This window comes from Acinetobacter sp. YH16042 (assembly GCF_013417245.1).
Classification (GTDB): Bacteria; Pseudomonadota; Gammaproteobacteria; order Pseudomonadales; family Moraxellaceae; genus Acinetobacter; species Acinetobacter amyesii.
Window position 1 is genome coordinate 25,715 of record NZ_VPEJ01000025.1, and the last position, 19,995, is coordinate 45,709.

The 19,995-nt window shown below is 37.8% G+C and carries 21 protein-coding genes, 8 pseudogenes and 1 other annotated feature; of the genes and pseudogenes, 14 read left to right on the top strand and 15 right to left on the bottom strand.

What is annotated here, in order from left to right:
- Positions 1 to 2: 2 nt before the first annotated feature.
- From FTV37_RS14260 to FTV37_RS14275, 4 genes are read left to right on the top strand one after another with little or no spacing between them, the layout of a single operon-like run.
- Positions 3 to 500 carry a four-carbon acid sugar kinase family protein gene (locus FTV37_RS14260; RefSeq protein ID WP_151208077.1) on the top strand — a complete coding sequence of 166 codons (498 nt, stop codon included), beginning with the start codon at positions 3 to 5 and terminating at the stop codon, positions 498 to 500.
- Positions 497 to 1,393, top strand: a complete 897-nt coding sequence (locus FTV37_RS14265) for an ATP-binding protein (RefSeq protein ID WP_127798918.1) — start codon at positions 497 to 499, stop codon at positions 1,391 to 1,393. The genes FTV37_RS14260 and FTV37_RS14265 overlap by 4 nt, the downstream gene beginning before the upstream one ends.
- 28 nt (positions 1,394 to 1,421) lie before the next feature.
- On the top strand, positions 1,422 to 1,961 hold the full coding sequence (locus FTV37_RS14270; protein ID WP_127798920.1) for a 3'-5' exonuclease: 540 nt from the start codon (positions 1,422 to 1,424) through the stop codon (positions 1,959 to 1,961).
- Between the two features lie 40 nt (positions 1,962 to 2,001).
- On the top strand, positions 2,002 to 2,517 hold the full coding sequence (locus FTV37_RS14275) for a hypothetical protein (protein ID WP_127798922.1): 516 nt from the start codon (positions 2,002 to 2,004) through the stop codon (positions 2,515 to 2,517).
- Between the two features lie 154 nt (positions 2,518 to 2,671).
- Here the strand turns inward: FTV37_RS14275 and FTV37_RS14280 are convergent, their stop codons facing one another.
- Together FTV37_RS14280 and FTV37_RS14285 are read right to left on the bottom strand one after the other, a co-directional pair.
- The gene (locus tag FTV37_RS14280; protein WP_180023089.1) at positions 2,672 to 3,238 is read right to left on the bottom strand and encodes an IS630 family transposase; all 567 of its coding nucleotides are present in this window, start codon (positions 3,236 to 3,238) and stop codon (positions 2,672 to 2,674) included.
- On the bottom strand, positions 3,228 to 3,683 hold the full coding sequence (locus FTV37_RS14285) for a helix-turn-helix domain-containing protein (protein ID WP_004973749.1): 456 nt from the start codon (positions 3,681 to 3,683) through the stop codon (positions 3,228 to 3,230). Before FTV37_RS14285 ends, FTV37_RS14280 begins: the two co-directional genes overlap by 11 nt.
- Positions 3,684 to 3,860: 177 nt before the next feature.
- On the opposite strand from FTV37_RS14285, the gene FTV37_RS14290 reads away from it, so the two are divergent.
- Positions 3,861 to 5,080, top strand: a protein-coding gene (locus FTV37_RS14290; RefSeq protein WP_159153816.1) for an IS3 family transposase whose coding sequence is annotated in 2 segments (ribosomal slippage) — positions 3,861 to 4,137 and positions 4,137 to 5,080 — 1,221 coding nt in all. Because the reading frame shifts where the segments join, the coding sequence is not laid out codon by codon here.
- Positions 4,136 to 4,252: a sequence feature (AL1L pseudoknot), on the top strand. Its footprint overlaps the gene before it by 117 nt.
- Positions 5,081 to 5,201: 121 nt before the next feature.
- On the opposite strand, the gene istB (FTV37_RS14295) is transcribed toward FTV37_RS14290, so the two are convergent.
- A complete protein-coding gene (istB, locus tag FTV37_RS14295) occupies positions 5,202 to 5,975 on the bottom strand; it encodes an IS21-like element ISAba8 family helper ATPase IstB (protein WP_180060248.1) in 774 nt (257 codons plus the stop codon).
- The gene (istA, locus tag FTV37_RS14300; protein WP_159153814.1) at positions 5,975 to 6,994 is read right to left on the bottom strand and encodes an IS21-like element ISAba8 family transposase; all 1,020 of its coding nucleotides are present in this window, start codon (positions 6,992 to 6,994) and stop codon (positions 5,975 to 5,977) included. Before istA ends, istB (FTV37_RS14295) begins: the two co-directional genes overlap by 1 nt.
- A 520-nt stretch (positions 6,995 to 7,514) precedes the next feature.
- Here istA and FTV37_RS14305 point away from each other — a divergent pair.
- A pseudogene (locus FTV37_RS14305) lies at positions 7,515 to 7,886 on the top strand (ISNCY family transposase); the annotation flags it as partial.
- 75 nt (positions 7,887 to 7,961) lie between these two features.
- Here the strand turns inward: FTV37_RS14305 and FTV37_RS14310 are convergent.
- Positions 7,962 to 8,282 (bottom strand): hypothetical protein, encoded by a 321-nt coding sequence (locus FTV37_RS14310; RefSeq protein WP_127800962.1) that lies wholly within the window; start codon positions 8,280 to 8,282, stop codon positions 7,962 to 7,964.
- Entirely contained in the window at positions 8,282 to 8,563 is a 282-nt protein-coding gene (locus FTV37_RS14315; protein WP_127800960.1) for a type II toxin-antitoxin system RelB/DinJ family antitoxin, read from the bottom strand. The genes FTV37_RS14310 and FTV37_RS14315 overlap by 1 nt, the downstream gene beginning before the upstream one ends.
- Before the next feature lie 156 nt (positions 8,564 to 8,719).
- Here FTV37_RS14315 and FTV37_RS14320 point away from each other — a divergent pair, with 156 nt between their 5' ends.
- A complete protein-coding gene (locus FTV37_RS14320) occupies positions 8,720 to 9,103 on the top strand; it encodes a transposase (RefSeq protein ID WP_163143575.1) in 384 nt (127 codons plus the stop codon).
- The gene (gene tnpB / locus FTV37_RS14325) at positions 9,100 to 9,435 is read left to right on the top strand and encodes an IS66 family insertion sequence element accessory protein TnpB (protein ID WP_004780063.1); all 336 of its coding nucleotides are present in this window, start codon (positions 9,100 to 9,102) and stop codon (positions 9,433 to 9,435) included. The genes FTV37_RS14320 and tnpB overlap by 4 nt, the downstream gene beginning before the upstream one ends.
- A gap of 248 nt (positions 9,436 to 9,683) precedes the next feature.
- Here the strand turns inward: tnpB and istB (FTV37_RS14330) are convergent.
- The 4 genes and pseudogenes from istB (FTV37_RS14330) to FTV37_RS14345 all read right to left on the bottom strand — a co-directional run.
- Positions 9,684 to 9,938: pseudogene (gene istB / locus FTV37_RS14330) on the bottom strand (IS21-like element ISAba8 family helper ATPase IstB); the annotation flags it as partial.
- A gap of 53 nt (positions 9,939 to 9,991) precedes the next feature.
- Positions 9,992 to 10,332: pseudogene (locus FTV37_RS14335) on the bottom strand (transposase); the annotation flags it as partial.
- Between the two features lie 35 nt (positions 10,333 to 10,367).
- A pseudogene (locus FTV37_RS14340) lies at positions 10,368 to 11,458 on the bottom strand (IS3 family transposase).
- A gap of 98 nt (positions 11,459 to 11,556) precedes the next feature.
- On the bottom strand, positions 11,557 to 12,102 hold the full coding sequence (locus FTV37_RS14345; protein WP_127800924.1) for a DNA-binding protein: 546 nt from the start codon (positions 12,100 to 12,102) through the stop codon (positions 11,557 to 11,559).
- Positions 12,103 to 12,207: 105 nt separating this feature from the next.
- Here FTV37_RS14345 and FTV37_RS14350 point away from each other — a divergent pair.
- The 6 genes and pseudogenes from FTV37_RS14350 to FTV37_RS14375 all read left to right on the top strand — a co-directional run.
- A pseudogene (locus FTV37_RS14350) lies at positions 12,208 to 12,693 on the top strand (IS3 family transposase); the annotation flags it as partial.
- A gap of 292 nt (positions 12,694 to 12,985) precedes the next feature.
- The gene (locus FTV37_RS14355; RefSeq protein ID WP_104505828.1) at positions 12,986 to 13,309 is read left to right on the top strand and encodes a transcriptional regulator; all 324 of its coding nucleotides are present in this window, start codon (positions 12,986 to 12,988) and stop codon (positions 13,307 to 13,309) included.
- Positions 13,290 to 13,604 carry a DNA-binding transcriptional regulator gene (locus tag FTV37_RS14360; RefSeq protein ID WP_104505827.1) on the top strand — a complete coding sequence of 105 codons (315 nt, stop codon included), beginning with the start codon at positions 13,290 to 13,292 and terminating at the stop codon, positions 13,602 to 13,604. Before FTV37_RS14355 ends, FTV37_RS14360 begins: the two co-directional genes overlap by 20 nt.
- 38 nt (positions 13,605 to 13,642) lie before the next feature.
- Entirely contained in the window at positions 13,643 to 13,957 is a 315-nt protein-coding gene (locus FTV37_RS14365; RefSeq protein ID WP_104505826.1) for a hypothetical protein, read from the top strand.
- 544 nt (positions 13,958 to 14,501) lie between these two features.
- Entirely contained in the window at positions 14,502 to 14,930 is a 429-nt protein-coding gene (locus FTV37_RS14370) for a hypothetical protein (protein WP_000877730.1), read from the top strand.
- A gap of 207 nt (positions 14,931 to 15,137) precedes the next feature.
- Positions 15,138 to 15,749: a recombinase family protein gene (locus FTV37_RS14375; RefSeq protein WP_015060246.1), complete on the top strand. Its 612-nt coding sequence runs from the start codon at positions 15,138 to 15,140 to the stop codon at positions 15,747 to 15,749.
- 189 nt (positions 15,750 to 15,938) lie between these two features.
- Here FTV37_RS14375 and FTV37_RS14380 read toward each other — a convergent pair whose 3' ends face one another.
- From FTV37_RS14380 to FTV37_RS14400, 5 genes and pseudogenes are all read right to left on the bottom strand, one after another.
- Entirely contained in the window at positions 15,939 to 16,823 is an 885-nt protein-coding gene (locus tag FTV37_RS14380; RefSeq protein WP_000155092.1) for an Mph(E) family macrolide 2'-phosphotransferase, read from the bottom strand.
- A 55-nt stretch (positions 16,824 to 16,878) separates the two neighbouring features.
- Positions 16,879 to 18,354 (bottom strand): ABC-F type ribosomal protection protein Msr(E), encoded by a 1,476-nt coding sequence (gene msr(E), locus FTV37_RS14385; protein ID WP_000052512.1) that lies wholly within the window; start codon positions 18,352 to 18,354, stop codon positions 16,879 to 16,881.
- A gap of 492 nt (positions 18,355 to 18,846) precedes the next feature.
- Positions 18,847 to 18,915: pseudogene (locus tag FTV37_RS14390) on the bottom strand (transcriptional regulator); the annotation flags it as partial.
- A gap of 14 nt (positions 18,916 to 18,929) precedes the next feature.
- Positions 18,930 to 19,355, bottom strand: a pseudogene (locus FTV37_RS14395) (AraC family ligand binding domain-containing protein); the annotation flags it as partial.
- 173 nt (positions 19,356 to 19,528) lie between these two features.
- Positions 19,529 to 19,995 (bottom strand): annotated as a pseudogene (locus tag FTV37_RS14400) (IS1 family transposase); the annotation flags it as partial.

The window sequence follows — 19,995 nt, forward strand, 5'->3', positions numbered from 1 at the left end:
GCATGAGTTCATCATACTCAAGTACTTATTCGAGTACTTACACTGTAGCTGATGTTGAAAAAGTTGTACGTAGTATTAAAGCAGATTTAATTATGATCGCTAGTAGCACAAGAGCGATGACTGAAGATAAAGCGAAAGAATATGCCCATGATATTGAACTATTAGCAAAAAATGAATATTTATCTAAAGTTGATGTAACTTTGATATCTTCCTATGGTTCAGAAGTTAGAGCTATTAAGTACATATTTCAAACTGAAGGTGCATCTGGTACTGAAAGACCTGGCGGAGTAATGTGGCCCCACACACCAGATGGACGAATTAGAATTATATTGTCACATACCGATAAATATCGTAATGAATCAGAAAAAGCTTCCAAATTACCATTGGAAATAACTTGGGTCTCAACAACAGAAAGTACCACTCACAGTAGCCTTTCTGCATCAGGGGAGCGAGGTTATAGCAGTAATGGTTATGGAGCTAATAGGAGCGACTACTCATGAGTAAATCAACAGTTTTTGAAGTTAAGACAGATTTACCAATTAAACAATTTGATGATTTAGCTGACAAATTACTCGGTTTTGAATCTAGATATTCCCGTATTAAGAAACAAGTACAACTTTTGCTTCAGGCTGATGAGTTAGAACAATGGAGTAAACAAAAACATGGGAAAAAACTAGCGGTTATTGATCTTCTTGTCGATCAATATCCTTTAGCTATTTTTCATGGTGATGTAGGTACTGGAAAAACTGCAAATGCTGAAGCAATTGTTAATAGATTAGCTCGTGATGCGAAAATAGAAGATGCTTTGCTATTTAAGCTTAGTAATAAAGTCAGAGGAACTGGTAAAGTTGGTGAAATGGGTACTCTCATTGCACAAGCATTCGATGAAATCACTCGGTCTATTGGACATGGAAATGGTCGAGCTTTTCTTATTATTGATGAAGGTGATTCGCTTGGAGCATCTCGAAGTCAAGAAAATAGTCATCATGAAGATAAAGTTGGTGTGAATACTTTAATTCAAGCAATAGATGATTTAAGAAAACATGGTGGCCGTATCTTTGCAATTTTATGTACTAATCGATTAGCTGCTTTAGATGCAGCTGTTTTGCGTAGAGCTTCCATTGTAGAAGAGTTTGTTCGCCCATCTAATGAAGAACGACATGAGCTTTTTACTAAAGATTTGTCTGACATCGATTTTTCGGAAGATGAAATTGCCGAATTAGTAAGTGCAACTGCTCCTCACGGAGCAGAACCAGGTTGGACTTATTCAGATATTCGTACACGGTTATATCCAACGGCAGTTTCTTTAGCTTTTCCTGATTCAGAATTAAAAATCTCACACTTCCATCAGGCTCTTAGTAAGCTAAAGCCTTCACCTATAATGGCTGGATAACATAATTCTAATTGGAAGGAGCATAAGAATGTATAAAAAAGAGGTTTATATTTCTGTAGACATTGAAACAGCAGGTCCTATAGTAGGTGAACACAGTATGCTGACTATAGGAGCATGTTTCGTATATAACCCTGATATAGAATTTACAATAATGCTCCAACCAATCAGTGATCAAGCAATTGAAGAAGCTTTAAAAGTGTCAGGAATAACTTTAGACCAAGCACGAAAGAAAGGTATTCCCCCCATAGAAGCAATGTCTCAATTTGAAAGTTGGATACTCAAGTATTTACCAGAGGACTCTAGACCTATATTTGTAGGACTTAATGCGCCTTTCGATTGGTCTTTTATAAATTTTTATTTTCTAAAATATTTAAATAGAAATCCTTTTGGTATATCAGCTATAGATATCAAAGCTCTTTTTATGGGAGCCACAAAATGTAGCTGGTACGATACAAAGTCAAGTTCAATAGATAAATATGTACATCCTACTTTACAAGGAGATCATAATGCTTTGCACGATGCAAAGTATCAAGCAGAATTATTTAGATTAGTTTATTCAATTGAATAAATTATATAATTCATATAATTTTCAATTGGGTAATATTAATATGACAAATAGGATTAATTCTGAACAAGCTGTTGAACATGCCTGGAAGTACTTTGAATTACATTCCAACCAAAGAATAACAATGTTCAATTATTTTCTTTTTATCATTGCTGGATTAGGAACCGCTATAGGTGTTTCCATTCAGTCCTCAAGTACCTTTGCTTACATAGGAATATTTTTATCCATTTTCTTAAGTATTACGGCATTTGTTTTCTGGAAGCTAGATCAAAGAACATCTTTTTTAATCAAACAATCTGAAGAAGTCTTTAAAAGATTAGAAAGAAATTCTTCAATTGATATTGGAATATTTTGTAATGAAGAAAGTAATCTTATTAGAGCTAATATGGGAAAAAAATATTTAAGTAAAATTTTGACTTATGGCTTGATATTTAGAGCAACTTTCTTAATTATGGGACTAATTGGCTTAATCGGAGTCTTAATCTTTAGTTTAATAATTTTTGAAAAAATCTCTTTTGAAACTCCCAAAAAAAATGATACTACGTTAATTTCTAAATAAGTAATAACCCTATGCATATCTTTGCATAGGGCTAGATAATATTTTTAGGCTGTTAATATCTAGATATTTTACTAATATTCTTCTGATGAATTTTAATACCAGTGAATAAAAAAAATCCAAGGACTATTAATGGAATCAACCACATAAGCTGTCATTAAAAAGTAAACATGTATTCTTTTCCGAATTGGTTTGATACTCTCTCCACCCATTGCTCTATTTTATCAGCTGTCATGACTTGAAAATCTCGCCAATAATATTTCATCTGCTTCCATACCATCTCGATTCGATTTAACTCAGGGCTATAAGCTGGAATAAAATACAAATTCGTCGAAAAGTTACTTTTAAGTAGCTCTCTGTAATCAGCCATCTTTTTACTTCTATGAATCGAGGCATTATCAACAATAAGAACCAATGGAAGGTTATAAGTCTGTTTTACTTGTTGAGCTATTCCAGTTAAATAGGCATAAAACCAAGTGCTTGTAACTGACTCTTGTAAACAACTTGTCACCAGTTCCCCCGTTGAAAGCAAACACCCCATGACATTAACTCGTTTTAATCTTATTGCATCAACCGCATGAACATCACCTATCTTTGTCCATGCATAGCGGTTATCAGGTGTAGATGAAAACCCTGTTTCATCAACATAACCTAATATAATTTCACCACGTGCCGCTTGCTCTCGTAATTTTTCAATCTGCTGTGTTGCTTGTTCAAATGCAATCGGATCTCTTTTTTTTCAAGCTATGACGGGTACGCTTGAAGACCATACCTGAATCACGTAAAAACTTACGAATGGTTTCAACAGACACGGACACTTCGTATTCTTCATGTAGTTTGACTCGGATTTGTTCTGCATTGAGTGGACTTGTATTGACCCAATCTAGGATTTTCGCCTGATAGTCTGAGATCAATGTATTGGGCCGACCTGAGCGATGACCTTCTTTAATCGATTCAAACTCATACAATTCCCAACGTCGGCGTTGTAGCCTTATGGTTTCTGGGATACGTTCTTGTAGAGTGGCAACTTCCGCAACACTTTTACCTTCAGAAAGCCAGAGAATAGTTTGGGCACGTTGTCTTTCACGCCAATGTTTTGCATGCTTGGCCAGAAAAATGAGTCGTTCTCGCTGTTCTAAACTAAGTGGTACAGAAACAATTCGAGGCATGGGTGAACATCTGTTAACTAAAAAAACTTTTTCGCATGATTAGTTATTTTTGTCAACTTACCATGTATAAGATAATTGATATTAGTCTCTATTATTGATCTAAAAGGGAATTGTCCAAAGAACTGAATGAACCGTACCGGGTTTGTCGGAGAGTCAATATTCTGAGAGACTATCCCGATGACAAAATTAAAATATACCCCTGAAATCAGAGAAAGAGCGGTTCAATTATTGATTGAATCCGAGAAAGATTATCCATCGAATTGGGCTGCAATCACAGCAATTGCGCCTAAGATTGGTTGTACTCCTGAAACACTTCGTGCCTGGCATCAAAAGCATTTAGATCAGCAAAATCCTATTAAAGTACAACAGATATCTGACCAAGAAAAAATGAAGCAAATGGAACGTGAAATTAAAGAATTAAAGCGTGCCAATGAAATTCTACGCAAAGCAGCCGCTTTTTTCGCCAAGGCGGAGCTCGACCGCCCACACAAATAATGGTGGATTTCATCCATAACAATAAAGACTTATATGGTGTTGATGCGATTTGTAGGATTTTACCGATCGCAGCTTCAACCTATTACCGGACTCTAGATCTCTGCGAAAATCCAGAACATCGAGCAAAGCGAGATTTACATGACTTGCATCATGCTGAGGAGATTAAACGAATTTGGAAGGAAAGTTCAGGTCGGTATGGTGTACGTAAAGTCTGGCAAAAACTGAAACGTGAAGGCTATATTATTGCACGCTGTACTGTTGCTCGATTAATGAAAAAGCTAGGTATACAAGGTGTTTGGCGAGGTAAGAACAAACAAACCACCCGTAGCCGAGATGACCAAAAACGAGCAGATGATTTAGTGAAACGTAATTTTACTGCTGATCATCCTGACCAACTGTGGGTCAGTGACTTTACGTATATTCAAACAAATTCAGGCTGGGTCTATACCGCCTTTATTATTGATGTGTTCTCACGAGCAATTGTTGGCTGGAAAGTATCTACACGAATGAATACAGATATGGTGCTCGATGCATTAGAGCAAGCATTGCATGATCGAGGCATGCCAAAGAATGTGATTCATCATTCCGACAGAGGTGTGCAATATCTTTCTATTCGCTATACCAATCGTTTAGAAGCTGCAAATTTACGAGCATCAGTCGGTACAACTGGTGATTCATACGATAATGCTCTGGCTGAAACGGTGAATGGCTTATACAAAACAGAGGTGATTGAATATTTAAAAGCAGATTGGCAAGGTTTAGCAGATGTACAACTTGCGACACTAAACAGGGTAGATTGGTTCAATAAAAAGCGTGTACACAGTGCACTGGGTTATGTATCGCCTTTTGAGTTTGAAGCAATGTACTATGATAAGATTAACCCGTTAGGTCAGGTGGCCTAACTTAAATAAAAAAGTCTCCGACAAACCCGGTACGGTTCAATTTCTGGAACCAGAATTCATACCAAAATTTAAGTGCGAGCATTGTCAACGGCATTCTAAAATTGACCCCTTTGATCTCGTATTAAATTTCAACCTGGGGCTGAATCCCAATTCTTTTTTTATCCTTCAAACGATAACTCTCACCCGATATTTGTACCACATGACAGTGATGCAGCAACCGATCTAACATCGCAGCGGTCAACGTAATATCATCCGCAAACGACTTAGACCATTGGCTAAAGGGTAAGTTACTCGTCAATATCGTACTGCCTTTTTCATAACGCTTGGCAATCACGTTAAAGAACAGATTCGCTTCTTCACGTCCAAACGGTAAATAACCAATTTCATCGATAATCAGTAACTTTGGTCCCAGTACCGCACGTTGCATATAGGTTTTCAATTTACCTTGCTGATAGGCTGTACTCAGTTGCAGCGTGAGATCGGCGGCGGTAATAAACTTGGTTTTGACATTGTTCATGATGGCCTTATAGCCTAATGCCATAGATAAGTGCGTTTTCCCTACACCGCTAGCCCCGAGAAACACCACATTTTCTGCTCTAGCAATAAAGCTCAGGTTGAACAACTCGACCACCTGTGATTTGGGAGCACCCAGTGCATAATTAAAATCGTAACCTTCCAGCGTTTTCACTTGAGGCAGGCCTGAGAGTTTCATCAGGACCTGCTGGCTGCGCTGTTGCCTGGCAGCATATTCATGCGTCAAGATAGCTTCAACAAAGTCGGCATAACTTCCATCTTGACCTAATGTTTGTTGTGCATGATGTGACCATTGTGATGCGATGGCAGGCAGATTGAGCTTTTGGCAAAGTTGCTCTATACGGTCGTATTGCAGATTCATCAGGAAACTCCCAGCAACTGGTCATATACCGATAAGGGATGCTGCAAACTCTCGTAGGGCATGACATGCTGTGCTGCTGCAACAGGTACAGTGCTAGAACCTGTATCTGATTGCGGTAATGGCGTAAATTTTTGCTGCTCCTGTTGCAGTCGAACAGCCGGTTTTTCTTGCGTGGTGGCATGAATCCGCTGATTGGCGGTTTCATGCAGCCACCGGCCAATGTGGGCATTGGCGACATCAACATCTAACAGTAAACCCGAAGTCTTCAGGCTTGCTTTCAATGGCACAATAAAGCTTGATTTGAGGTATCCATTAAAGCGTTCAACTTTGCCTTTGGTCTGTGCACGGTAGGGCTTACATACGCGAGGACGAAAGCTGTATTTCTTGGCGCAGTCGAGCAGTTTGGGATTCCATTTATGCTGCCCCTCCTGATAGGCATCCCGTTCAATCATGATCGTTTTAGCGTTATCAAACAGGATTTCTTGAGGTACTCCTGCAAAAAACTGAAATGCATTTTCTAGACCATCGATCCATGCATCCGTACGTTCATGATCATAAAATTTCACGAAAGTCGCTCTGGAATACCCTAATGTTGCGACAAAGGCTTTTAAAGTCGTGTTGTTGCGTCGAATTGTCGTGAAATCTACCTGCATTTGTTGGCCAGGTTGGGTTTCAAAACGAATGATCGGTTCCGGTTGAGCAACTGGTTTTAATGTTGCAAGATATTCCCTCAAGATCCTGATCTTTCCTGGATATCCCAACCCTAAAATTTCCTGGTAGAGCACAACAGCAGGAATCCATTCAGGATGAGCTGCGTTTACACGTTGGAGTAAATAGGGTTTATATGGGTCAAGGATACTTATTCTAGGCTGTATACGCTGATACTGAGGTGTGGTGTTTTGCCGTAAATATTTACGTACGGTATTTCTGGACACCCCCAGTTCACGACTAATGGCTTTAATAGATTTACCTTGTTGATGAAGTATTTGGATTGTCACTGCTTGCTCCAAAGTTAACATGTTGAGCAGTCCAAAATGACCGCTATATTAACCAAGGGGGTCAGTTTTTAAATGCCATTAGGGGGTCATTTTTACACTGCCGCTAACAGCATATCTGATTGTTGGGTAGCTACACTTTGAAATCTCAAAACAGATAAAGAATAGAGTAATGGATAAAGACATGCCGTTGTAGTCGAAGCATTGAACAGCACAACAATTCGATTTTGAGTTGAATGCTTTTTTGAGAGTTTGATTGTCTTTAAGAAGAACATTACACAATTGAAGAACTAAATGAAGTAAACACTATATAGACTTAAATAAAATTAGCCTAGAATTATTTTTTTAATAAGTCATTGTTTTATATATTGTTTATCTATAAACACAGAGAGTTATGAACTTAAAGTACTATGTACTTAATTTAACATAATCTATATTATACGCAATTGGCATGTTAGAACCCATTCAAAATGTCTATATTCTCACCAATAAAAATGTCTAGTTTATGATGGCTTAAACATCATGGACTGGATATGAAATATAGATGCTGATCACTATGTCTGACAAAGAAATTCAACGTCTTGCTGTTCTGCAAGACGTTCGAGATCATCGTATTACCCAAGTCCGTGCTGCTGAAATCCTTAATCTTTCAACCCGTCAAATTACCTGGTTATTATAGAAGCTCAATCAAGATGGTGTTTCAGGTATGGCGCATGCCAGTCGTGGTCAACCTGGCCATCGTCGCCATGATGATTTATTAAAATCAAAATGTCTTTCCATTATTTCTGAACATCTGCTGGGATTTGGATCTACCTTGGCTCATGAAAAGCTCACTACCATTCATGGATTCGATATTTCAGTGGAAACACTACGTTCCTGGATGATTGCAGCCAATTTATGGATTCTGCGATCCAAGTGCAAATTCTTATTTAATGATCATTAAATTTTGTGCTAACTTGGACAGATATTATTCGGCTAATTGGACAAACAGTTATTGTTCTTTAAGATGATTAATTAATCGCTCATAGTCATTTTTAGAAAGTTTACCAATGTAAGTTAATTTTGTTTTATCAATTGGCAACTGATATGTCTGTACGGTATCAATCCATGATTTTTTACTTAGTCCAACCGATTCCCAATCTATAATTTCAATATATTTACGTTTAATAAAATCAGATTTATTGTCATATTGACTACTTAAACGGAATACGATGTAGTCTTTTTTTGTTTGTCGAATATATAAAACAGGGCGAGTTTTGCCATCTACTATATCTGTCAAACCAACATAAGCCCAATACAAATCCTGTGCCATTAGTACCCACCATCATCGTTTAAAAATGCTTGAGCAGATTTTGTATTAGATACTTTTACACTTGGGATATTATGGCTAAGAGCTATGAGCTGTGCTGTATTAAAATCATCATCACTTATTTGATTGCTTACAGGGATTCGACCTGTTTTGGCTATTTCAGCCATGACCATACTAAAAACAGATGCAGGGGTTAGCCCAACTTTTTTAATAATGTACTCTGCTGATTCAGAAATAGCCTCATCCACAGAATATTGAACTCTCTTTTTTATTAGCTTAGACATTTAACACCTCTCAATCTTGTTAAGGCCATTTAATGCCATAAAATGGTACAAGGCAAGTGAGTAGTAAGTGGTAAGCATCCGGCTAACACAGCCTTACCAAGCGATCCTATAAGCCTTAATTTAGTTCCCACCTAAAAACAAGTGGGGACTTAATCCATGAACATGGATATATATTCAGCAACACCTCCTGTTGCTAAAAAACGCAGAACATACAGCAAAGAATTCAAACTCAGTATTGTCAATGCCTGTAAAAATCCTAATACCTCGATCGCTTCGGTCGCACTGCAACATAGTATTAATGCCAACCTTGTCAGTCGTTGGATCAGGATCTTCAGCCATCATGATGGTGCCGTGCAGGATCCTACTCATGTGAATCCAGCATTTATTGCTTTGCCTTACACTGCTGCAATCAGCCAACCTATTGATGAGAGGATCACGTTGTGTATCACCGTGCCTCATACGAATAATGATATTCAGCTAAAATGGCAGACATCAGAAATACCTGTCTTGGCAGAATTACTCAAGGCACTTGCAACATGATCCGCATTGATGAAATCTGGTTGTCTACTCAGCCCATGGACATGCGTGCAGGTATGGATACGACCATGGCTCAGGTGGTGAGAGCCTTTGGCTACATCAAACCGCATTGTGCTTACCTGTTCTGTAATAAACGTGGCCATCGCATGAAAGTGTTGGTACATGATGGATTGGGCATCTGGCTGTGTGCCCGGCGGCTGGAACAGGGCAAATTTCACTGGGCTCAAGTTCACCAAGGTGAAACCGTGGCCCTCAGCCCGGAACAGTTACAGGCACTGATCCAAGGTTTGCCCTGGCAGAGAATTGGATTGCAGCAAGTGGTGAATATGCTCTAAACCAAGCTCGACCATTCTGCCATCCTCCAAACGTTCTATTTCATTCTTCTCATGACCTCAGGCATACTGCGGTCATGAATACGCTGCCTGACTTAAGCCAACTGACCCATGAACAACTGCTGGAATTCACCAGACTGAACCGTACCAGGTTTGTCGGAGACTTTTTATTTAAGTTGTCAACGGCATTCTAAAATTGACCCCTTTCACCTTACAAATGGCAAAGTAAAATTGACCCCTTTGATCTCGTATTAAATTTCAACCTGGGGCTGAATCCCAATTCTTTTTTTATCCTTCAAACGATAACTCTCACCCGATATTTGTACCACATGACAGTGATGCAATAACCGATCTAACATCGCAGCGGTCAACGTGACATCATCTGCAAAGGATTTGGACCACTGGCTAAAGGGTAAGTTACTCGTCAATATCGTACTGCCTTTTTCATAACGCTTGGCAATCACGTTAAAGAACAGATTCGCTTCTTCACGTCCAAACGGTAAATAAAGAGATGGATCCGGAAATTTGAACAACTTCTATAAGTGATATTCCGCTCTAGTTAAGCCACCTTGTTTTGTTGGGGTAGCTGATCATAGTAAAACTCATTGGGTGTCATTTTGTCTAGACTCGAATGAGGTCGTTTCAAATTATAAAACTTGAAATATGCACTCAATTGCTTTTTTGCATCTGTGACACTGCTATAAGCTTTGAGATACACCTCTTCATATTTAACGCTCCGCCATAATCGTTCAACCATCACATTATCAATCTATGAGCAGTATACTGCGCAAGTTTACCATCCATACTGATTTGAATGCCATTTGATTTCAATACATCAATAAATGCATCACTCGTGAACTGACTGCCTTTGTCTGTATTAAATATTTCAGGTGATCGGTAATCCTCCCATAAATAACCGAAGTTAAAAGTAGAGGTTAAGCAGCCATTAGAGGTGGCTTTCCTTTGTTAGCTTGATGTGGTCTTTCATGGTTGTAATGCCACAACCAGTTTGTTGCATAATCTTGTACTTCATCCAAAGTATCAAATAAATGCTTGCTCAGCCAACTATAACGTATAGTCCGATTATAGCGTTCAATATACGCATTCTGCTGTGGCTTACCCGGTTGAATATATTCAATACGAATACCGTGCTCAGTAGCCCAGCGCACAAATTCGTGACTGATAAATTCGGGACCATTATCGCATCGGATCACTAACGGTTTTTCTCTCCACTCCAGCAATTGATTCAACGTACGAATAACCCTGATTGTGGGCAATGAGAACCCTGCGTCAATGGCTAGGCCTTCGCGGCGGTAATCATCAATCACATTCAATAATCGAAACTTGCGACCATCGGAAAGCTGATCATGCATAAAATCTAATGACCAAACCTGATTTTCTCGGATTGGTTCTTTCAATGGTTCAGGCGCATGCCGTTTTAGTCTTCTTCTCGGTTTAATACGCAGATTCAGTGCCAACTCACAGTAAATGCGGTAAACCCGCTTGTGATTCCAGCAGCAACTCTCAACATGCCGTAAATACGAGAAGCACAAACCAAAGCCCCAATCGGAATTTTCCTCAGTGAGTTCAATGAGCTGTTCAGCAATGAGTGCATTGTCATCGCTGAGTTTGGCTTGATAGCGGTAGCAGGTTTCACTAATGCCAAATGCTTTACAAGCCAAACGAATACTAATGGCATGCTGGGCAACTGCCTGTTGTGCCATCTTACGCCGGCAAGATGGCTTTACCCTTGCGCAGCAGTGCTGCTCATTGCCATCGCTTCCTGGATGATTTCGGCCTTTAATCGCTCTTCCGCATACATCTTTTTAAGTCTGGTATTTTCGGCTTCTAGCTCTTTCAGTCGAGCCATTAATGATGTATCCATACCACCATATTTGGCACGCCATTTATAAAAGGTAGCATTACTCATGCCGTGTTCACGGCAAAGGGTCGCTACAGGTGTGCCAGATTCTGCCTGTTTCAAGATGGACATGATCTGACTGTCAGTAAATTTAGATGTTTTCATGCAGAATCTCCTGCTCGTATCTTAAGAGAAAATTCTACTTTTAGATCCTATTATTTTTAGGGGGGATTACCAGCCTTCATCGTCAGTTACTTGTCTTTTTACATTGTAATCTGTTTTTCTAATTCAGCTATCCGTGCATTTGCATTAGTGAGTTGTGATTCCACATATTTGATCGAGCCTGATTTTTCGAGTAGCTGTTCATATTTGGCTTGCAAGGCGTTGTAGTCTTCTTTTGCCTTATCTGTACTAGCAAGAGCGACTTTCAGCTTGTCGGTGGTGTCATCAGTTTGTTTGACCTGTTCATCAAGTTTGATTTGCACCTGTTCCAGTTTTTCTGTGGTATCTGCAAGCTGCTTTTCCAGTTGTTGCACTGTTTCCGCATATCCGCCTTGTACTGCATCAATCCGTTCTTGCAATAGGGTTGCAATGACTTGTGACACGGTAACAAGTTCCGCATCTTTCAGAGTTTTTGCCGTAGTAACGGCTGCCGCCAGTTGCTCTTCAAGGATCTCTTTGCGGTATTTGTTGATAGTGGTCTTTGAGCCGCTACCAAGAACCGCAAGGATATTATCGTTAGTTGGGTTTGAGCCTTGTGCTGCAAGGGATTCGATGGCTTTTGCCACATCTGATTTAGTGATTGCCATGGGTTTACTTCCTATTGTGTACTGTACTGTATCGTATTTTAGTACATTACAGTACAGTACACAATCGATATTTTTTATGAATTATGACTAGCTAAAACTCACCCGTATATTCAAACCAATTCAGGTTGGGTCTATACCGCCTTTATTATTGATGTGTTCTCACGAGCAATTGTTGGATGGAAAGTATCAACACGTATGAATACAGACATGGTGCTCGATGCATTGGAGCAAGCATTGCATGACCGATGCATGCCAAAGAATGTGATTCATCATTCCGACAGAGGTGTGCAATATCTTTCCATTCGTTATACCAATCGTTTAGAAGCAGCAAATTTACGAGCATCAGTCGGTACGACTGGTGATTCATACGATAATGCTTTGGCTGAAACGGTGAATGGCTTATACAAAACAGAGGTGATTGAATATTTAAAAGCAGATTGGCAAGGTTTAGCAGATGTACAACTTGCGACACTAAACTGGGTAGATTGGTTCAATAAAGAACGTGTACATAGTGCACTGGGTTATGTATCACCTTTTGAGTTTGAAGCAATCTACTATGATAAGATTAATCCGTTAGGTCAGGTGGCCTAACTTAAATAAAAAGTCTCCGACAAACCCGGTACGGTTCAGAGTGCTAAATTTTTAAATACAGAGCTTCTGACATTGGGATAGATTTCCCAAAAGTAGTCATGGTGAGTACTCTGTATTGATTGCCTGTACTGATGTTTCAGTTTTTTCATTGTTCCTCCTAGGTAACATTACCTAGAAGGGATCCTCTGCAAAATAGTACATCGTCTTTAATCCTGTGAACTAAGAATTATCATTTAAAAATACCACAAAGTAGTATAAAATAAACTACTACAAGGTAGTATGAATGCAATCAATGTATACAATATGTGAGACTCCATTATTTACTAAATACTGTCTTGTTTATTGGACTCAGGAAGAATATGAGGAATTCAAAACATTCTTAGCATTAAATCCTGAAGCAGGAGATGTAGAGCCTAATGCAGGTGGTATTCGTAAGATTAGATGGACTAGCGGTGGTAGAGGTAAAAGTGGTGGTGTCAGAGTCATCTACTTTAATCGTTTAGCAAATGGAGAGATTTGGTTATTAACCTTGTACAGTAAAAAGCAAACTGTACAGCTTAGTAAGAAGACTCTTCAAGCATTAGTGGAGAAACTAAATGACTCGTTTAATGACTGAAAAAGAACTTGAGGCTTTTGAAGCAACTAGGGATATTGAAGCTGAAATATTACAAGGCATCGACGATATGCTTACTAGTAATGCAGCGAAAAGAACCGTAATCACTGAGACAGATGTAGCGTTAGCTCGTAGAAAGGCTCAACTAACACAAGATCAGTTTGCTAAGATTCTTGGCGTATCAAGACGTACTCTTGAATCATGGGAACAAGGTGCGAGAAGACCATCAGGAGCAGCAACATCCCTTATTCGATTATTTATTGTTGATCCAAAATTTGTAAAAGAGAGTCTGGCTTAATTTAGACAGCTCTCTACTATATTTATTTAAGGTTTTTTATGAAGCACTTAGGATTTGTGGGAAAAAGTACTGAATATTTAGGGTATACCCATATTGAAATTATCAATAGCTCATTACGCTTATCTTTCAATATTCCATCAACAAAAGATCTAGAAGAAACCTTTAAAAAGATAGTCGAAAATAACTATGATTTACTCATGGAAACATCAGCAGAAATCGAGTTCGAATTAGAAAGTGAAACGCTAGCAAAGATAGAAACCATCATAAAAGAAAAAGGGATTGAACTTGATGAGTTTGTTCAAAATGCGCTGATTAAACTTATCAACCAAAATGAATTGGCTAAGACTGATTAGACCTTAAATGCAGACAATAAAAAACCCCGGCATCCTGCCGAGGTTTTTTATTGGAACTTTAGGTCTGTGCTGGCTTAGTGCTTGTCGTATCTGGCCCCATCCTGGTGCTCATTCTTTGTAATTCTAAGGAACTTCCTGTTCCTGACCAATTAATCATATGAAAATTCTACTATTCCGAATAGCCGCAAAGGACCGGAATTTACGTAAGCTAAAGCGTACAAAACAGCCTAAGTTTTATCCACAAGAAATGGGGATAATTTTGAACATTCACGCATTGATAAAATTTAAAAAATCTCAAAATCGACTACTTTTTAAACAAATTTATTGGCAAGAACTATCAAAACTGCTCATAAAAAAGCCGATTTGTTTCAAAATCGGTTTTTTGGGCATTTTTGGATTTTTCTTGTTTTATTAAGTATCTGATATTTATATTAATATACAAGTGTATTGCGTATAACCACCATTATGTTAAATAGAATCAAAAAACCTCCAATAAAATCGTTATAGTATTATTATTTATTGAGTAGATAAGAGAATTAAATTAGTGAAATATTCAAATGAAAAAATAGTAAAAGCTCTCTTACTTTCTCCTTTACCACTACTTTTTTTCACAGCAGTCCTGTTTATCGTAATGAATCAGGAATACAGCCTATACTCGATTTTAGTGGTTCTTGTAGGGCACGGTCTTGTCTACTTGGCTTATTGTATTTTGACTGTACCTTTCAGCTTCATATTCTCAATTCTTTTAAATCGTTATAACAGTCTTAATTTATTAACTATCTGTATTGCCTCTATAATTATTGCTACTCCATTTTTTATTCTTTTTGGATGGAGTCACACAGGAGAAATTTCGAAAGAGTGGTGGAAGATGTATACAGATACATGGACTATCTTTATGGCTCTATTTCCTGGCTTATGTTATTGGCTATTTCTGATTAACCTAAAAGATAAGAAATCAAAGAATATTGAATAAACCATTGCATAGAGATTCTTAAATTTCCCTAAAATTAACATAATACACGTTATACGAATTCCCAAGGCATGGCTTCCAGTCATGCTTTTTTTATCAAAAGACTATACCTGAATGATAGCGAGCCAAATCGCATACAATATCTATCATTAGACTTAATGCAATAATTAAATGATAGTATTATCATTAATCTAATAGAATTAAGATTAAATGATAGAAATGAATACACGTATTTATCTACGAGCTTCAACTAAAGATCAAGATGCAGAAAGGGCTTTGCAGATTCTTCAGGATCTAAACCAAAACTTGAATTTGGGTGAAACCATTGTGTACGTGGAAAACTATAGTGGTACGAAGTTAGACCGACCTGAATTGAATAAGCTACTGTCAGAAGCAAATCAAGGTGACACATTGTTAGTTGAAAGTATTGACCGCTTATCACGCCTAACCCAACGAGATTTTCAAGAGCTGAAGCGCAGGATCCAGGAGAAGGGACTTCGTTTAGTCGTAGCAGATCTTCCTACTACCTACCAAATGATTCAAACCAGTGACAGCATTACTCATTCAATCTTGGAACTCATCAACAATATGTTGATTGATCTTCTGGCAACAATGGCCCGCCTAGACAATGAGAAACGTATAGAACGTATTAAGCAGGGCCTGGCACGTTCGGGTTACAAACCAACAGGCAAGAAGGCAAATGAGGCTAAACATAAACGAATAAAAGAATTGCTAGTAGTTGGCAATATGACTAAGGAAGAAATTGCCAAAGCAGTGAATTGTGGAGTTGCAACTGTCTATCGAGTTGCTAAAGTTATCTAAAAGAGGCTTATCTCAACGCGCCCCCAATGGGGCACCGCTGCATTCAGGTTACTTCACATAAGAAATTTTATGTTAAATGATTGTTAGAAATGCCCCTTGATCGAGGCATTTTCTATAAAGAATACTAAAAACTAATTAAAGCCAACCAAGTTTCAAAACAAGGCAGTTCTCAGCAATCATATTTTTAAATTATATAACTCCCAACTGAGCTTTTGCTCCAACGATAAGGCTTTCATTTTGAGTTTCTAAGGCAAATAAACCATACATCAAAGGAGAGGCCGCTGCTCTTTCTAAAGTCTGTTCATATAGTTTATTCCAAACTTTACCCCCTAGTTTTTCATACTCGATGATTAGAGTTTTGAGGCTTTCTTCTCCAAACAAAGTTACATGCCCAGCAAAATCAATCGCTGGGTCATCTATATGGGCTGTTGACCAATCAATAACGCCTGAAACAGCTCCATCCTTTGAAGCTAGTACATGCCCAGCATATAAATCGCCATGTATAAATTGGGTGAAATCTGCCCATAGAACATCATTATCCAACCATTTTCTGTAGCGGGTTTCCAATTGCTCACTTATACCAATTTCAGATTTTACTAACTGCAAATTGTTTGCTATTTCAGGTCTTAAATCTGAAGGTTTCATAATTTTCAAATCATTTTCCCGAACTTCTTTTTCAGGAATACTATGGATTTCAAATAAGGTTTTTGCCAAAGATGTTATGTATTTCGGGCTATCTTTGTCCATATTCCAAATTATTTCATAGGTTTCAGCATCCAAATTTAAAACAGGATTATCTTTAAGTATGGGATAAGCCACTAATTCTGTAGATGAAATTCTCCAATCAGGAACCTCTACAGAAAGATGTTTTTTTACCAATTCTAAAATGCGTTTTTCTTTCTTGATTTGTTCCCTCATGCCATCACGACGAGGAATACGCAGCAACCATTGTTGCCCCTTTGTATCAAGAGCAAAAACGACCTTAAAATCAATGCCCATTTCATTGAAATTCATTTTGTCCGTAAGCAACAAGCCGTGTGCTTCAGCAAGTGATTGAATATCTTGAATTGTCATTTTTAATTTCCTTTAAAGAGTTCAATAATTAATGTTCGGATTAGATTGGCTATCATTAACAATCTCTCTCAAAAGTCTTGATGATTTTGTGGTCTTTGATCTCGTAGATAATGTCAGCAATATTATCGACCAATTGCTTGTCATGAGATACGAAGATAATAGTTCCTGCATAGGACTTCATCATTGTTTCTAATGCGGCAATACTTTTTAGGTCAAGATAGTTTCCTGGTTCATCCATAAGCAAAATATTATATTTTCCTAAAAGCATTTTGGATAAAAGCAGTTTGATGATTTCACCTCCCGATAAGTCGGATAAGTTTTTTTGAATATCATTCGCTCCGATCCCCATTGAAGCCAATACTGCACGAATTTCCGCAACTGTGTACTCGCACTCTTCCTGCATAAAGGAGAGCACAGATTTATGCGTGTTAAATTTATATCCTGTTTGTGTAAAGTAGCCAATTTCAGCTTTTGGAGATATGGTTAATCCATCAGCACGTTCTGATATCATTTTTAACAAGGACGTTTTCCCTGTTCCATTCGATCCAGTTATAGCGACTTTAGCGCCAAGCGGTATTATAAAGTTAGCGTCATCAAAGATAGTACGGCTACCAAATTTTAAGCTCAGACCATCTGCCGTAATCGGGAACTTATTGTGCAGTTCTAGGGCTGAACTTTGACGAAAACGAATAGAACGCAAATGCTCTGGTGCTTGAATATCTTCTAATGCAGCCAAACGCTTTTCCATACTCTTAGCTGCCTGATACAGTTTTCTTTGCTTGGTGCCAGTCATTTTTGCATGCCCAAGTCGTCCAGCACTTTCGGTAGAGTTTTTGGATTTTTCTCCTTTTTTCTTATTGTCTAATCGATTAGCTTGCTGGCGTTTTTCTTGCACAGCAGATTCTAATCGCTCCCGTTCCTTCATCATCAGCTCATATTCTACGGCTTGGTGTTGTCGCTCTTCTTCTTTTTGACGCAAGTAATCCGAGTAACCACCCCAATATTCCGTAATTTTACCGTCTTTTAACTCCCATATCTTGTCTACAACCATATCAAGAAAATATCGGTCATGACTGATAACAAGTAATGCTCCATCAAATGCTTTAAGTTGACCAATAAGTAGATCTATTCCATTGAGATCAAGGTGGCTGGTTGGTTCATCCGCTAGAATGCCATGTACTTGTTGGGAAAATGCGGCAGCAATTTTTGCACGAGTTTCCTCTCCGCCACTCATTGTGTCGTTTTGTACATTGGAAACACCAAGGCGAGATAACATTGCCCGGTCTTCGACCGTTTCTATTTCGATTCCGCCCAGTTGGCTGATATGTGCAAAATCACCAAAACGCTGTAATGTCGCTTCGGCTAAAACAATTTCGCCATTAAGTACTTTGAGTAAACTACTCTTTCCTGCTCCGTTATCACCCACAAGACCAATACGGTCATAAGAGTGAATTTCCAATTCATCAATATCCAAAACATCACGCCCAGCATAATCCAAGCGTATGTTTCTCGCTTTAATAATTAAACTCATTTTTATTTACTCCTGTTTAGCTCTTGAAATTTTTTATGCAGCAAACAGGATTTAGGTGAAAACAAAAGCTAGCATCACAGTGTCCTCCCAAAAAAAAAGCTATTCATCCACAGGGTGGACAAATAGCTAGTCAATTAAGTTATAACTGGAAACTATGCACTAAAAGCATACTTATAAATTAAGCATACTTTTACTTTATATATCCGCATATATTCTTAAAGACACAACAAAAGCCCACCATTATAAAATAGTGTCACTATGCAAATAGTTGTGTCTTAACGAATGCGGATAGAATGCATAAACTTACCTAAAAAATAAAATTCAGTTTTATGATAACTTTACTGTTAAAAGAAGTCTAGACAACCTTGTTTTATGCTTGGATATAAGGCTTATTTTAAAATAATAGTAGTGAAGATTTTCTAAAATTAACATAATACACCTTATACGAAATAAAAATGGGAGCCTTAAGCTCCCATTTTTTAAGTAATTTTTTCAAATAAGGCTTGGGTGAGCATCTAAAATTCGAATCAATGTAGCTGCTGGTCCAGTTGGATAGCGTTTTCTAATAAAAGATCTAAATACGTATCTTTCATCAATTGAGATTCATTGTTATTCAATATATTGTAGGTTGAAAGTATCAAATGTGAAAGTTGAGGATCAGAACGTAGGGTTGATTCGATAGCAAGTTCGATAGGCTCATTAAATATTCCTTCATAGCTTTTTTTTAACCATGCTGGATCTAAATGCATCATTTTATAAGTGAAGCCGAGAGGATCTGGTGCATTACCATCATGAACTTCTTCAGGTTCAAGCATGAAAGTTTGACCTTGATAGCTATCAATAATTTTTTTTCTACAATTGAATTGTTGATGTCCTAACTCTGTTACCCCTATAAGATAACTTGAGTGTAGATGAGGATCGTATGCAAAGCCTTTGAAGTGGGCATGAATTAGTTCTATACCTGTAGACTTATCCTGTGTGACATTGACCCAATTGCTCATATTTACTTAATTAGTCCTAATGGATTTAGCTTATCAAAAATTATCTAATGAAGAAATTCTAAAATTAACATAATACACCTTATACAAAATGCCCTTGTAAGCCCTTAATCAAGGGCATTTTTAGTCTCTACTTAACATAAAATTTTGGTGGTGCTTCAAAAAGTATGCTGCCTTTAAATGAAGCCATTATTGATGTAAAAGAAAAGAAGGCTAAATCAAAAGCTTTAAAATGGTTTTCAAGCTTTTTTGAAAAATTACAGCTTCTTCTGAAGCTACGCCTAATTCTATGCCTTATTTTGCAATTATTGCCTTCAATACCTACAGTAAAAAATTTACCAATACTTTGCTTACCATTTTTAAAAGCAGTGATGAAACTGTCCCAATGATCACTTGCAATTCGGGTGTAGTGAATATCTAATTGTTTAAGCTTTGTCTTCAATTGTTAGACTGTAGCTAAATCTCGTTTACCCCAAACATAAGCAACAATTTCACCTGTTTCTCGATGATAGGCGTAAATAAGCCATTGTTTATTCTTTTTATTTCCAACAAAATTCCAGAACTCATCTACTTCGAGAGATTCATAATGACTTTGCTGAGGCTGAATTTCATAGGTTGATTCAGTTAAAGTACGTAAAACTTT